The 14,057-nt window shown below is 73.7% G+C and carries 14 protein-coding genes; 9 read left to right on the top strand and 5 right to left on the bottom strand.

Going from position 1 to position 14,057, the window contains the following annotated elements; genetic code table 11:
* The first annotated feature begins 6 nt into the window (after window positions 1-6).
* From NUV38_RS04315 to NUV38_RS04290, 6 genes are all read left to right on the top strand, one after another.
* Window positions 7-1,446, top strand: coding sequence for a cell wall metabolism sensor histidine kinase WalK (locus NUV38_RS04315; RefSeq protein ID WP_257727928.1), 1,440 nt, complete (start codon window positions 7-9; stop codon window positions 1,444-1,446).
* A gap of 77 nt (window positions 1,447-1,523) precedes the next feature.
* Entirely contained in the window at window positions 1,524-3,683 is a 2,160-nt protein-coding gene (locus NUV38_RS04310) for a glycosyltransferase family 39 protein (protein ID WP_257727927.1), read from the top strand.
* Entirely contained in the window at window positions 3,680-4,900 is a 1,221-nt protein-coding gene (locus tag NUV38_RS04305; protein WP_257727926.1) for a bifunctional glycosyltransferase family 2/GtrA family protein, read from the top strand. The genes NUV38_RS04310 and NUV38_RS04305 overlap by 4 nt, the downstream gene beginning before the upstream one ends.
* Before the next feature lie 61 nt (window positions 4,901-4,961).
* Window positions 4,962-6,710: a TPM domain-containing protein gene (locus NUV38_RS04300; protein WP_257727971.1), complete on the top strand. Its 1,749-nt coding sequence runs from the start codon at window positions 4,962-4,964 to the stop codon at window positions 6,708-6,710.
* Between the two features lie 73 nt (window positions 6,711-6,783).
* Window positions 6,784-7,560 (top strand): PspA/IM30 family protein, encoded by a 777-nt coding sequence (locus NUV38_RS04295; RefSeq protein ID WP_257727925.1) that lies wholly within the window; start codon window positions 6,784-6,786, stop codon window positions 7,558-7,560.
* 24 nt (window positions 7,561-7,584) lie between these two features.
* A complete protein-coding gene (locus NUV38_RS04290; RefSeq protein WP_257727924.1) occupies window positions 7,585-8,070 on the top strand; it encodes a DUF2505 domain-containing protein in 486 nt (161 codons plus the stop codon).
* 77 nt (window positions 8,071-8,147) lie between these two features.
* Here NUV38_RS04290 and NUV38_RS04285 read toward each other — a convergent pair whose 3' ends face one another.
* From NUV38_RS04285 to NUV38_RS04270, 4 genes are read right to left on the bottom strand one after another with little or no spacing between them, the layout of a single operon-like run.
* A complete protein-coding gene (locus NUV38_RS04285) occupies window positions 8,148-8,459 on the bottom strand; it encodes a hypothetical protein (RefSeq protein ID WP_257727923.1) in 312 nt (103 codons plus the stop codon).
* 1 nt (window position 8,460) lies between these two features.
* Window positions 8,461-9,861, bottom strand: coding sequence for a wax ester/triacylglycerol synthase family O-acyltransferase (locus NUV38_RS04280; RefSeq protein ID WP_257727922.1), 1,401 nt, complete (start codon window positions 9,859-9,861; stop codon window positions 8,461-8,463).
* A gap of 39 nt (window positions 9,862-9,900) precedes the next feature.
* Entirely contained in the window at window positions 9,901-11,121 is a 1,221-nt protein-coding gene (locus tag NUV38_RS04275; protein ID WP_257727921.1) for a hypothetical protein, read from the bottom strand.
* The gene (locus tag NUV38_RS04270; RefSeq protein ID WP_257727920.1) at window positions 11,118-11,789 is read right to left on the bottom strand and encodes a hypothetical protein; all 672 of its coding nucleotides are present in this window, start codon (window positions 11,787-11,789) and stop codon (window positions 11,118-11,120) included. Before NUV38_RS04270 ends, NUV38_RS04275 begins: the two co-directional genes overlap by 4 nt.
* A gap of 129 nt (window positions 11,790-11,918) precedes the next feature.
* Here NUV38_RS04270 and NUV38_RS04265 point away from each other — a divergent pair, with 129 nt between their 5' ends.
* Window positions 11,919-12,185 carry a helix-turn-helix domain-containing protein gene (locus NUV38_RS04265; RefSeq protein ID WP_257727919.1) on the top strand — a complete coding sequence of 89 codons (267 nt, stop codon included), beginning with the start codon at window positions 11,919-11,921 and terminating at the stop codon, window positions 12,183-12,185.
* A 45-nt stretch (window positions 12,186-12,230) separates the two neighbouring features.
* Here NUV38_RS04265 and NUV38_RS04260 read toward each other — a convergent pair whose 3' ends face one another.
* Window positions 12,231-12,728, bottom strand: a complete 498-nt coding sequence (locus NUV38_RS04260; RefSeq protein ID WP_257727918.1) for a hypothetical protein — start codon at window positions 12,726-12,728, stop codon at window positions 12,231-12,233.
* Window positions 12,729-12,841: 113 nt separating this feature from the next.
* Here NUV38_RS04260 and NUV38_RS04255 point away from each other — a divergent pair, with 113 nt between their 5' ends.
* Both NUV38_RS04255 and NUV38_RS04250 read left to right on the top strand, forming a co-directional pair.
* Entirely contained in the window at window positions 12,842-13,501 is a 660-nt protein-coding gene (locus NUV38_RS04255) for a LysM peptidoglycan-binding domain-containing protein (protein ID WP_257727917.1), read from the top strand.
* Window positions 13,498-13,989 carry an Rv3235 family protein gene (locus NUV38_RS04250; RefSeq protein ID WP_257727916.1) on the top strand — a complete coding sequence of 164 codons (492 nt, stop codon included), beginning with the start codon at window positions 13,498-13,500 and terminating at the stop codon, window positions 13,987-13,989. The genes NUV38_RS04255 and NUV38_RS04250 overlap by 4 nt, the downstream gene beginning before the upstream one ends.
* The last annotated feature ends 68 nt before the right edge of the window (window positions 13,990-14,057 follow it).

Below are 14,057 nucleotides of genomic sequence, written 5' to 3'. Positions count from 1 at the left end.
CTCGCGATGAGCCTGACCCGACGACTCGTCCTCACCGTCGTGGCGCTCGTCGTCGCCGTCAGCCTGCTCGTGGCCGGCGCGGCGACCCTTGTCATGCGCGCCTACCTGACCGACCGCCTGGACGCCGAGCTGGCGCAGGCCACCGAACGCGCCCGGGTCCAGGCCGGCGGGAATCCGGTCGGCGACGGACCGGGCGGTCCGTTCGGGTCGCGCCCCCGGCCCAGTGCCCTGTGCGGCGAGCCCCCGCGGCCGTCCCTCGGCCAGTCCGCCCGCAGCCTCACCGCCGTCTACACCGACGACTGCCGCGCCGGTGTGCAGATCACCGAGAGCGCCGGTCTGCGTCCACTCTCCAGCTCCGCCCTCGACGTGCTGGCCGACGTCGACCCCGACGACGAGCCCCTCACCGTCGACCTCCCGGGCCTCGGGTCCGTGCGCGTGGCCGCCACCACCACCGCCGACGGCACCGTCGTCGTCCAGGGCCTGCCGACCGGCGACCTCGACGAGACACTCACCCGCCTGCTCTGGTGGGAGGCGCTGCTGACCGTGCTCGGCGCAGCAGCCGCCGGGCTCGTGGGCGGCGTCCTCGTGCGCCGCCAGCTCCGTCCCCTGCGTGAGGTCGCGGCCACCGCCCACGAGGTGACCACCCTCCCGCTCGACAGCGGCGAGGTGGGCCGCACCGTCCGCGTGCCCGAGAAGCTGACCGACCCGGGCAACGAGGTGGGGCAGGTCGGCGAGGCCCTCAACCGGCTGCTCACGCACGTGGAGCAGGCCCTCGACGCCCGGCACGAGAGCGAGCAGCAGGTCCGCCAGTTCCTCGCCGACGCCTCCCACGAGCTGAGGACACCCCTGTCGACGATCCGCGGCTACGCCGAGCTGGGCCGGCGCACCGGGACCGACCAGCTGACCAAGGTGGAGTCCGAGGCCGCGCGCATGTCGACCCTCGTCGACGACATGCTGCTGCTCGCGCGGCTCGACTCCGGCCGCCCCCTGGAGCGCGAGCCCGTCGACCTGAGCCTCCTGCTCGCGGAGTCCGTGAGCGACGCCCGCGTGGTCGATGGCGGGCACACCTGGCGCCTCGAGCTCCCCGACGAGCCGATCGAGGTGCCCGGTGACGCCCTGCGCCTGCACCAGGCCGTCACCAACCTGCTCCGCAACGCCTCCCGGCACACCCCACCCGGCACCGTGGTCACGGCGCGGCTCCGCCTGCCCGACGCGGACCACGCCGTCGTCGAGGTGCAGGACGACGGGCCCGGCGTCGGGGCCGACCTGCTGCCCGTCGTGTTCGAGCGCTTCACCCGCGGCGACTCCTCGCGCACCCGCGAGTCCGGCGGCGCCGGGCTCGGCACGTCCCTCGTCGCGGCGATCGCCGAGGCCCACGGCGGGTCCGTCGCCGTCACCAGCGAGCCCGGCAGCACCACCTTCAGCATCACGCTCCCCCGGACCTGACGGCCCGCCGACACCTCACAGCAGCGGCACAGTCCGCCGAGGGCACCACCCCAGGAGCGCCGTCGAGCATCGGCGACATGGACCAGACCGCCACGATGCCCGACACCCACCAGACCCGCAGCGCCCCCGACGCCAGCACCTCCCACGACAGCGCCTCCGACGGGCCCACGTCGAGGGAGCCGGGGTTCCTCGCCCGAGCGTGGCGAGGCGACCCCGCCGACCACCCCGCGGCCCGACCGGCGCTGGTGCTGCTGCTCGTCGGCACCGCGGCGCTCTACCTCTGGGGCCTCGGGTCGTCGGGGTGGGCCAACTCCTTCTACTCGGCCGCCGCGCAGGCCGGGTCGGACTCGTGGAAGGCGATGTTCTTCGGCGCGTCCGACGCCGCGGGGTCCATCACCGTCGACAAGACCCCCCTGTCCATCTGGGTGATGGCCCTCTCGGTCCGGCTGTTCGGACTGTCGTCCTGGAGCATCCTGGTGCCGCAGGCCCTCATGGGGGTGGCCACCGTCGCGCTGCTGCACGCGACGGTGCGCCGCACGACGGGCAACGCCTGGGCCGGGCTCGGTGCCGGGCTCGTGCTCGCCCTCACCCCGGTCGCCGTCCTGATGTTCCGGTTCAACAACCCCGACGCCCTGCTGGTGCTGCTCCTCGTCGGCGCGACGGCAGCGACCCTCCGCGCGCTCGAGGACCCCCGCCGCGCCGCGCGATGGCTGGCTCTCGGCGGGGCGCTCGTGGGCCTCGGCTTCCTGACCAAGATGCTCCAGGCGTTCCTCGTCCTCCCGGCGCTGGCCGGTGTCTACCTGCTGGCCGCCTCCGTCCCCCTGGCCCGCCGTCTGGTCCACCTGGTCGTCGCCTTCGCGGCCATGGTCGCGGCCGGCGGCTGGTGGGTCCTGGTGGTCGAGCTCTGGCCGGCCTCGAGCCGCCCCTGGATCGGCGGCTCGCAGGACAACTCGATCCTCGAGCTGACCCTCGGCTACAACGGTCTCGGTCGGTTGAACGGCAACGAGGTCGGGTCCGTCGGCGGCGGTGGAGGCCCCGGTGGCGGCGGAGGAGGCTGGGGCGAGACCGGGCTGCTGCGCCTGTTCTCGAGCGAGATCGGCGGGCAGGTCGCATGGCTGCTGCCAGCGGCGCTGCTCCTGCTGGTCGCGGCCCTCTGGCTCACCCTTCGCTCCGGCGAGGACCGTCGCACCCGTCCTGTCACGGCCGGGCTCGTCGTGTGGGGCCTCTGGCTCCTGGTCACGGGCCTGACGTTCAGCCTGATGGCCGGCATCTTCCACGCCTACTACACGGTGGCGCTCGCCCCGGCGATCGGCGCGATCCTGGGGATCGGCGGCCACGTCCTCTGGCAGCACCGGCACACCGTGACCGCGGTCGCCACCGCCGTGGCCGTGCTGCTGTCCACCGCGGCGATGGCGACGGTCCTGCTCGGACGCTCCGACGGCTTCCTGCCCTGGCTCGCACTGCTCGTGGTCGTCCTGGCCGCCATCAGCGCGGTCGCGATCGTGCTGCTGAGGTTCCTCCCCGCACGACTGCGCCGGCGCGCGGGGCTCGCCGTCGCTCTCGCGAGCATCGTCGCACTGCTGGCCGGACCCACCGCCTACGCGGTCGACACCGCCGGCAGCGCCCACACCGGGTCGATCCCGTCCGCCGGTCCCAGCACGGGCCGCGGAGGGTTCGGCGCAGGTCCGGGAGGTAGACGCGGCCCCGGCGGTGGTCAGCCGCCGCAACTGCAGGACGGCCGGACCGGCCAGGGGCAGCCGCCCCAGGGGGCGGGACCGCAAGGGGCTCCGGGCGGGACCGGCGCGGCCCCAGGCAACGGCACGGGCACCGGCACCGGCAACCAGGGCGGCGCAGGCGCCGGAGGACTGCTCGACGGCTCCACGTCGTCGGAGTCCATCGATGCCCTCCTCACCCAGGACGCAGGGTCGTACACCTGGGTGGCGGCGGCGATCGGCTCGAACAGCGCCTCGGGCTACCAGCTCTCCACCGAGGAGCCGGTCATGGCGATCGGCGGGTTCAACGGCTCGGACCCCTCTCCCACCCTGGCGCAGTTCCAGCAGCTCGTCGCCGACGGCGAGGTCCACTGGTTCATCGGTGGAGGCGGGGCAGGTGGACGCGGGGGCCCCGGCGCGAGCGGCGGCACGAGCACCCAGATCCAGGAGTGGGTCGAGGAGACGTTCACCGCGACCACGGTCGACGGCACCACGCTCTACGACCTGTCGGGCGGCATCGCATGAGCGCGGGGCAGCTCGCGACCGCTGCGACCACGACCATCCGACGCACGGGGACCATCGACGTCGTCGTTCCCGTCCACAACGAGGAACGAGCCCTGGTCGCGTCGGTCCTGACCGTCCTCGACCACCTGGCCACCCTGCCGTTCCCGTCTCGGGTCACGATCGCCGACAACGCCAGCACCGACCGCACCGCCGAGCTCGCCGACACGCTCGCCGCGCAGCACGCGAGCGTCCGGGTGGTGAGGCTGGGCGAGAAGGGGCGGGGCCGCGCGCTCAAGGCCGCCTGGTCGACGTCCGACGCCGACGTCCTCGTGTACATGGACGTCGACCTCTCGACCGACCTCAACGCCCTCCTGCCGCTGGTCGCACCCCTGCTGACCGGACACTCCGACCTCGCGATCGGGTCGCGGCTGGCCCGCAGCGCCAGGACGACCCGCGGCCCCCGGCGCGAGATCATCTCGCGCGGGTACAACTACCTCCTGCGGGGCACGATGCGCGCCCGGTTCAGCGACGCCCAGTGCGGCTTCAAGGCGATCCGACGCGACGTGGCCGAGCGCCTGCTGCCCCTCGTCCACGACGACGCCTGGTTCTTCGACACCGAGCTGCTCGTCGTGGCCGAGCGGGCCGGGCTGCGCATCCACGAGGTGCCGGTCGACTGGGTCGACGACCCCGACAGCAGCGTCGACGTGGTCCGCACCGCGCTCGACGACCTGCGCGGGATGGCTCGCCTCGGCCTCGCCCTGGTCCGGGGGCAGGTGCCCGTCGCCCGGCTCGGCGAGGAGCTCGGTCGCGCCACGCGGCGCAGCGCCGGCGGTGGCGTGTCGGCCCAGCTGGTCGTGTTCGCACTCGTGGGGGTGCTCTCGACGGTCGCGTACGCAGCGCTGTTCCTCCTGCTGAGGTCGGCCCTCGGTGCCCAGGGGGCGAACGTGGCGGCGCTGCTGGTCACCGCCGTGGCGAACACGGCCGCCAACCGACGCTTCACGTTCGGGGTGCGGGGTCGCGACGGGGCCGCCGTCCACCACCTGCAGGGGCTCGCCGTGCTCGCGGGCGGGGTCCTCGCGACGAGCGGTGCCCTGTGGACGCTCCACCACCTGGCCGGGACGGAGCACCGGGCGCTGGAGGTGGCGGTGCTCACCGCGGCCAACCTCGCGGTCACCGTCGCCCGGTTCGTCCTGATGCGGACCTGGATCTTCCGCCCCGACGGCCGGCCGCCGGGTTGAGTCGGCCACGCCGAGCCCGACTGTTGTCCCGTGACCGCCCATCGGCCAAGATCGACACGTGATGTCACCCTTCGTCCGACGTGCCCTGGCCGCGACCGCGACGCTGCTCGCCCTGGCGGTGGTGGGTGCGGGTCCGGCGGCAGCCGAGGAGCCGATCGACGTCAGGGGGACCATCACCGACCGCGCGGACGCCCTCGGCGGCGACACGGCGGAGGTCCAGACGGCGCTCGACGCGTTCTACGAGCAGACCAACCGCCAGCTCTTCGTCGTCTACGTCAGCGACTTCGACGGCCTCACCGGCTCGGAGTGGGCCGCGCAGACCGCCGAACGCTCGGGACTCGGCCGCGCCGACGTGCTGCTCGCGATCGCCCTCGACCAGCGCTCCTACGGCTACGACGCGGACGCCGAGGACTTCTCCGACGCCGACCTCGAGAAGGTCGACCGCGAGTACATCCTCCCCGCGCTGCGCCAGGACGACTGGGCCGGCGCGGCCGTCAGGGCGGCCGAGGGACTCACCGAGGTGACCCAGGACTCGGGCATCCCCTGGGGCTGGATCGTCGGAGGTGTGGGCCTCGCCGCTGCGGGCGGTGGCTACGCCATCCACCGCTCCCGTCGCCGCTACGACCACACCCACCCGGTGGTGGACGAGCACGGCCGGCCCGTCGACCCCGCCAGCATCCTCACCGACGAGGAGCTCGAGGCGGCGGCGGCCACGGCGCTCGTCGACGTCGACGACGCCCTCCAGTCCTCGGCCCAGGAGCTCGGCTTCGCCGAGGCGCAGTTCGGCGCGACCGCCACCGCGGAGTTCCGCGCGGTGATCGAGGACGGGCGCACCCGCGTCCGCGAGGCCTTCACCCTGCGTCAACGACTCGACGACGCCGAGCCCGAGACGGACGCCGAGCGCCGCACGCTCCACTCCCGGATCCTGCAGATCTGCGACGCGGTCGACGACGCCCTCGACGCCCAGGTGGAGCGCTTCGACGCCGTGCGCGACCTGCAGACACGCGCTCCGGAGGCCGTGGCGGCCCTCCAGCCGGTCCTCGCCGCCACCGTCGAGCGGCTCCCCGCCTCCCGCGCCACGCTCGAGTCCCTGCAGTCCACCCACTCCGGCAGCGCGCTGGCCGCCGTGGCCGACAACGTCGTGCGGGCCGAGTCCCTGACCACCAAGGCCGCCGAGCAGGTCACCCTCGCCCAGGGCGCCCTCACGAGCGGTGACGCCGCGGCCGCCGCCCTGCACCTGCGCACCGCCGAGGACGCCACCGCCCAGGCCACGGCCCTGCTCGACGCGATCGACACGGCGCGGACCGACCTCGAGACGATCCGCGACGACGCCGACGACCTGCTGGGACAGGTCGTGGCCACCGTCTCGGCCGTCACCACCTACGTCGAGACCCATCGCGGCGCGGTCGGCAGCACCGCCCGCACCCGACTCTCCGAGGCCGCGCGCCTGCTCGACGAGGGTCGGCTCGCCCTGCCGGGCGACCCTGCCGGCGCCACCCGCACCCTCGAGCGCGCCGCGGCCCTCGTCAAGGAGGCCCAGTCGACGGCCGAGGCCGACGTGGCCGCATGGCGGTCGACCTCCGACCGCGACGATCTCTCCCTCGGCGGCATCCTCGGAGGGAGCGGCGGCGGTGGCGGCGGCCTGACCAGACTGCCCGGCGGGTTCGGCGGCAGCTCCGGTCGGAGCCGCCGCACCTCCCGCAGCAGCAGCTCACGACGGAGCAGCTCCCGGAGCAGCAGCTCACGACGCAGCAGCAGCCGACGCAGCAGCAGCGGACGTTCTCGGCGCAGTGGCGGCGGACGTTTCTGACATCCTGACCACCCACCCCCACAGCAGCACCGTCCCACCAGCACCCAGCACGCCGACCGGAAGAGAGAGCACCATGGCACAGAAGCAGTCCATCCTCGGACGCATCGCCCAGCTGACCCGCGCGAACGTGAACGCGATGCTGGACAAGGCCGAGGACCCCGAGAAGATGCTCGACCAGCTCGTCCGCGACTTCACCAACAGCATCGCGGAGGCCGAGGAGGCTGTGGCCCAGACCATCGGCAACCTGCGGCTCGCCGAGGCCGACCACGCCGAGGACGTCGCAGCCGCCAAGGAGTGGGGCGCGAAGGCGATCGCCGCCTCCCAGAAGGCCGACGCCCTGCGCACCGCGGGCCAGACGGGCGAGGCCGACCGCTTCGACCAGCTCGCCAAGGTGGCGCTCGGCAAGCAGATCGGCTTCGAGAACGAGGCGAAGGCCGCCGCACCGTCGATCGCGTCGCAGAACGAGACCGTCGAGAAGCTCAAGACCGGGCTCATCACCATGCGGTCGCGCCTCGACGACCTGAAGACCCGCCGCGACCAGCTCGTGGCACGCCAGAAGACGGCCGACGCGCAGGCGCAGGTCCAGCAGGCCGTCTCCTCCATCAACGTGCTCGACCCCACCAGCGAGCTCTCGCGCTTCGAGGAGAAGGTGCGTCGCGAGGAGGCACGTGTCGCCGGTCAGGCCGAGCTGGCGTCCTCCAGCCTGGACTCGCAGTTCGAGGAGCTCGAGGCCGACTCGACCGCCCTCGAGATCGAGGCCCGGCTGTCCGAGCTCAAGGGCCAGCTCGGTGCTGCCCCGACCGGTCAGGTCGAGGCCGGCCAGGACGCCCCCGAACAGACCACGCCCTGATCCGAGACCTGCGAGGATGACGCCATGAAGTTCAACGAGACCTACTCCTACGGCGATGCCGACGTCGAGGCCGTGTTCGGCCTCATCTCGAGCCAGGAGTTCCGCACCGAGTCCGGCGAGGAGTCCGGCGCGAGCGACATCGACGTCGACGTCGACGAGTCCGGTGACGGCGTCACGATCACGATCGTGCGCACCCAGCCGGCCGAGATGCCCGACTTCGTCAAGAAGCTCACCGGCGACACCGTCAAGGTCAAGCAGACCGAGAAGTGGAGCGCTCCCGCCGCCGACGGCAGCCGTCGCGCCGACGTGAAGGTCAGCATCATCGGCCAGCCCGCGGAGATGCTCGGCACCGCGGTGCTCGAGTCCACGGGCGGTGGCACCGAGTTCAAGGTCACCGGTGACGTCACGGTCAAGATCCCGTTCATCGGCAAGAAGATCGAGCCCGAGGTGGCCAAGGCCATCCGCGGCTCGCTCAAGAACGAGGTCGAGCTGGGCATGACCCGCCTCTGATCCAGCACCACGCGAAGGGCCCCGACCGAGCGGTCGGGGCCCTTCGTCGCGCGGTGCCGTCCAGGTAGCGGGCGTGGTCAGCCCAGCAGGGAGAGCACGGCCTCGATCTCCTGCGGCGCGTACCAGGCGAGCTGCCCGCTCCCGTCGGCGTCCACGTGCAACGCCTCGACGTCCGCCGCGGTCACGTCGGCCAGGGTCGTCCCCCCGCCGGTCTCCGTCGCCTCGACGTCGGCGACGACCACGACGGGGCCGTCCTCGGCCGCCGCGACGAGCGCCTCGTACTCGTGCTGCTCGTCCTCGGACTCCGCGGCCACCACCTCGCCGCCGAGCGCGCCACCGTCGCGCAACCGGCGCAGTCCGTCGGCGTCGACGCCCACCCAGACCCGCACGTCAGCCCCGTCGCGGCTTCTGGCGGCCGCGCGGGGCCCGCCCGCGCCGGGGCCCGACGGTCTCGACGAGCTCCTCCAGCGCCTCGCTGATGCACTGCCCCAGCACGTCGACGTCGGGCACGGCCTCACGATCGGCGACGATGCCGAAGAACACGCGACCGTGGTACGACGTGACCGCGATCGACACGGCTCGGTGGTCGATGAGCGGGATCGCCTGGTAGACCTCCGCCAGCTGCTCGCCGGCCATGTACACCGGCTCCTGGGGACCCGGGACGTTGGTGATGGTGAGGTGGTGACCGCGCGAGGTCTCCGTGGCCGCGACGCGCGCACCCACGGCGTGGAAGGTCGAGGTGGCGAACCCGGGCAGGCTCGCCAGCTGGTTGGCCGCCACCGCCGAGCCCGTCTCGCGGTGGTCCTTGAGCGCGTACGACACCTGGTGCAGGCGGACCACCGGGTTGGACTCGCCCACGGGCAACGAGAGCAGGTGCCCGCGCACCTTGGACCCGAGCGAGGTGGGCAGGCCGTCGTCGGCCACCACCGACATCGGCACCATGGCCCGGAAGCTGGTCTTGGCGGTGACCGGCTCGGCGCGGGTGAGCATCCACCCGCGGATCCCGCCCGTGACGACCGCGAGGATGACGTCGTTGACGGTGCCGCCGTGCTGGTCGCGGACCCGGCGGAAGTCGTCCAGGCTGGTGGAGAGGGTGGTGAAGCGGCGGTGGCGGGACAGCTGGGCGGACAGCACGCCGCGGGCGGCGACCGGTCCACCGCCCACGACCGGAAGGTGCCGCGCGACGCGACCGACGTTCAGCTCCGCGATCCGCAGCGCCTCGCCCGGGTGGCGCATGTTCCGCTCGAGGGTGGCCGAGACGGCGCCGAGCGGCCCCGGCGCGGAGCGCGGGTTCCAGTCCTCGTGGGGGATGTCCCGGACCCGGTCGGTCTCCTCGAGCAGCACCTGGGCGAGGTCGATCGTCTCCGAGCCGTCGACGAGCGCCTGGTGGGCCTTGAACAGCAGCGCCACGCTGCCGTCCTCGAGACCCTCGATGAGGTAGAGCTCCCACAGCGGACGGTCGAGGTCGAGCCGACGGGCCACGAGCCGGCCGACCAGCTCGTGCAGCGCGTCGCGGGTCCCGGGACGTGGCAGCGCCGAACGTCTCACGTGCAGCGAGATGTCGAAGCCCTCGTCGTCGACCCACAGCGGGGTCCCGAGCGCCCCCGGCACCTTGCGCGGCACCTGGCGGTAGCGCGGCACGATGTCGAGCCGCTCGCTGATGACGCCGATCAGCCGGTCGTAGGTCAACGCTCCGCCGGGCTCGAGGATCGCAAGCGACGCCACCTGGCGCGGGACGTCGGGACTGTCCAGGTTCAGGAACATCGCGTCCAGCGGACTCAGTCGCTGCATCTCACTCCTCACGGATCGCGACGAACCTACCACCGCCGTTCACGGAACCACTGCGGCGTCCGTCACCCCCAGCACGTGCTGGGCGAGGTCGGAGACCGCGGCCACGAACGGCGAGCCGGCGGCCACCTCACGCGCGGTGGCACCCCGCAGCGCAGCGGTGTCGAGGGTGGGGCCGTCCTGCGGCAGCAGGGCCACGGGCCGGGCGCCGGCCAGCCGGTGCACGGTGGAGGCCAGCTCCTCGGCACCCCACCCGATGCCGGCGCGCACCTGGTTGAGCACGACGAGCGGGCGCGCGACCCCGAGGTCGTCGAGGTCGTGCAGTCCCCGCACCAGGCGCGTCAGACCCACGGGGTCGGCCCGGCCCACGGCGACGACGACGTCGGCGAGCTCGAGGAGGGCCGCCGTGGCCTGGTTGCGGCCGGCCCCGGCGACCCCCTCCCCCGGCTCGAGGCAGAAGCCCACGTCGGCCACCACGACGTCGGTGGTGTCACGCAGACGCTCGACGACGCGCTCGAGCGCGGCACGCCGGACGTGGATCCACATGTCCGGCCGCGGGAGACCGGTGAGCACCGAGAGCGAGGGACGCAGGGTCTGGAGGTGCTCGCCCAGGTCCACGTCCCCACCCTGGTTGGCCACGCGGCAGGCGGCCATGAGGCCGGAGACCTCGTCGAGCAGCCCCAGCTGCTGGGCCTGGGCGCCGCCGTAGGTGTCGGCGTCGACGAGCACGCACCGGACGTCGTCGCGGCCGAGCTCGTCGGCGAGCGCCAGGGCGACGGAGCTGCGCCCCGGTGCGCCCGCAGGCCCCCACACGACGACCAGCGAGCCGCGCCGTCGTGCAGCGCTGCCGCCCTCGGCGTCCGGCGGCCCGACGTGCTCCGTCGACGAGGGACCGGGCGCGAGGTCCGCGGCCCTGCCGGTCGCCGACACCTCGACGGCACGGACGGCGTCGAGGACGGCCGAGCCCGGGCCCACCACGTCGATGCCCAGGGCCTCGGCGCGATCCGTGGGTCCGAGCCCGACGAGGGTGACCCCCGCCGCCTGCACCGCCCGGACCGCCTCGAGGTCGAGGCCGGGGACGGACAGGTCGACCGCGGCCACCGAGACCCCACCCGCCTGGGCCACCGCGATCAGCTCCGCGACGTCGACGCACCGTCGCACGAGCACGAGGTCGCGGGCCGACTCCAGCTCCCGCACGGCCTCGACCTCCCAGCCCGCACCAGCGGCGGCGAGCACGACCCGGCGGTGGGTCCGGTCGGTCATGAGCGGCGCACGATCGTCACGTGGCGAGCGGTGAGGGCCGCGACGATCTCGCCGTCGAGGTCGAGACCCGCCACGTCGACGAGCACGGTGCGGGTGCCGCCGGCGCCGACGATGGCACCGTTCCTGACCACGGGGACGTCGGCCAGGGCAAGCGCGGCCTCCCCCGCCTCGGCACCGTCCTCGGGCGACGGCCCGACCCACACGTCGACCCGGTCGCCGCTGCGCAGGTCGTCGGGCGCTGCACCGAGCCGGACGGAGAGCGGCAGCTCGGTCGCACCGCCGGCTCCGTCGCGGGCCATCGCCGACCGCTCCACGAGCGCGCCGCCGCGGCCGGCACGCGCCCACCTCAGGGACGCGAGGTCGGCAGGCAGCTCCTGGTCGGTGCGCAGGAAGGCACCGGCCGCTCGCTCACCGAGACGCGCGCGCGACTCGACGAGGTCGGACCGCTCGACCGGGTCACCCGCGGCGACGTCGTGGCTCAACGCCCAGTAGGGCTCGGTGTCGTCGCCCGCCGCCACGACGTAGGCACCCAGCACGGTCGCGCCGAGCACGAGGAGCACGCCCAGCACCAGCCGAGGATCGCTCCACGGCTGCTGACGCACGCGCGCCGCTCCGCCCGTCGGTCCGGTCGTCCCGCCGCTCGATCGTGGCCCCCGCCAGTTCGCCATGGGCATGTTTGTACTGCGCGACGTCGTGGGCGTCCAGCCTTCGCTGTGGAGAACGGTCCCCCGTCCGGTCGTCCACAGGTCGGACGGCGGCGACTCGACGTGACACCGCAGCGTGGAAAACTGGGGCCCATGTCCGATGGGTCTCCCCGCTTCCTCACCCTGGCCGACGTCGGCGAGGTGCTGAACGTGACGGTTCGACAGGTCTACGCGCTCGTGCGATCCGGTGAGCTCAAGGGGATCCAGATCGGGGGCCGCAACCAGTGGCGGGTCGAGAAGGACCAGCTGGAGGACTACATCCAACGCCAGTACGCCCGCGCCGAGCAGGCTGTCGCCGAGCTCGGCGAGGGCGACCTGGCCGACGCCGACCTGTCGAGCGGCGACGACGCCACGGTCTGATCCCCCGCCTGCCGATCCCGTGCCTGCCGCCGAGTCGATCAGGTCTCAGCGCGGCACCGTGACGACCGCGAGCGCGTGCAGCGGCACCAGCAGGCTCCGTCCGGCACTGCGGACCAGCACGCCCCCGTCGACCACCTGCTCCACCTGCGCACGCACGCGGGAGCCGTCGACGCGGACGAGCACCACCTCGTCGCCGTCGTCACGCATCCGGCGGAGCACCTGACGCCACCCCAGCCGCGCGTCCACCGACGTGAGCGCCGGCGCCCGTCCGTCCGTGCGGACGCCCAGCACCGCAGCCAGCGCGACCACGTGCTCCAGCCCCCCGGCATCGAGGCGGAGAAGCCGCTCGTTCACCAGCCCCACGATCCCGCCGAGCCGACCCGCCCCGGCGACCTCGACCTCCACCTGACCTCCGAGCAGCTCGCGCCACGGCGTCCGTGACCACTCCTCGTCACGCAGCTCGGCCACCATCGCCTCGCGCTCGACCAGGGCGTCGTCGTCCGCGGCGGCCTCGAGGTCCGCGAAGAGTCGGTCCCAGCGCATGCCAGCACCGTAGCGCGAGGACAGGGCCCCGACATCTGTGCACGCTCCCTTGACGAAACGACACGATCTGACCTTCACTGTCGTCAAACGTCATCAAACGTAAGGAAATGCCGATGCGTCTGTCCCGGACCGGCTTCGCCACCTGGAGCCTCGCCCTCACCTCGCTCGTCCTGCGCCTGCCCCACGCGCCGACCACCCTCGACCAGCTCTCCTCGCCGTCGTTCCCCATGGCCCTGGGCGCACTCCTCGAGCTGACCCTTCTCGCCGTCGCGGCGTGGACGTCGCTCGCCCTTGGCGCGTGCGCGCTGGGCGGCGGTGCGGGCCTCGTCGCACGACGGCTGGTCCCCCGCGCCCTGCACGGCGTCCTGCTCGCCGGGGTCGTCACCGGGTTCGGGATCAGCGCCGCTCACGCCGGCGTCGACCATCCACGTCCGGACGGACAGGCGGCCGAGCACGGTGCCGTGCACCGGTCCGAGACCGGACACCGCGCCACGGGCGTCGGACTCGACGGACTGTCGCTGCCCGACCGACCGGTGCTCGTGGCTCCGGTCGAGCCGTCGGCGCCTCCGCCAGAAGAACCCGAGATCGTGCTCGTCGCCCCCGGCGACACCCTCTGGTCCATCGCGGCACGCTCGCTCGGGCCCTCGGCCCACGACGGCGAGATCGCCGACGCGACGAGGCGGTGGTACCTCGAGAACCGCGAGGTCATCGGCACCGACCCCGACCTCATCCGTCCGGGCCAGCGCCTGGTGGCTCCCGGAGGAGCAGCATGAGGGCCGCCACGGAGCTCCGGACCCCGGCGCGCTTCATCACCGACGAGGACGCGCTCCCCGCCCAGCTGCCCCTGCCACTGCCCGGTTCACCCTCGACCGTGGTCCCCGTCCCGCGCACCCGCGACGGCGATGAGCTCGCACGGCAGCTGCGCGCGCCGATCGCCCGGTTCATGCAGGGGCTCACCGAGGTGCTGTGCGGCGGCCGACCGGCCCGTCAGCTGTCGGCCTGGATGACACCCGACGCCCACGCGGCCCTGGTCACCGCGCTGGCGGGCGAGCGCTGCGGACGACCTCGGCGACGCGACGAGCGCGCCGGTGGCGGACGTCTCGCGTCCGTCCACCTCTGCGTCGTGCACGAGAGCGCGGTCGAGGTCACCGGACGCATGGTGCATCGCGGGCGCTCGCGCGCCGTCGCCCTGCGGCTGGAGCTCGTCACCTCGCCCCGTGGGCGTCAGGTGTGGACCTGCACCGCGCTCGTCTGGGCCTAGGACACGTCCTCGGCCCATCAGCCCACGACCGGACGAGTCCTCGCTCGCCGGGCCCTCTGACCCGGCGA

The organism is Aeromicrobium sp. 50.2.37 (assembly GCF_024655735.1).
Taxonomy (GTDB): domain Bacteria; phylum Actinomycetota; class Actinomycetes; order Propionibacteriales; family Nocardioidaceae; genus Aeromicrobium.
This window is presented reverse-complemented; position numbering and strand designations above follow the sequence as displayed.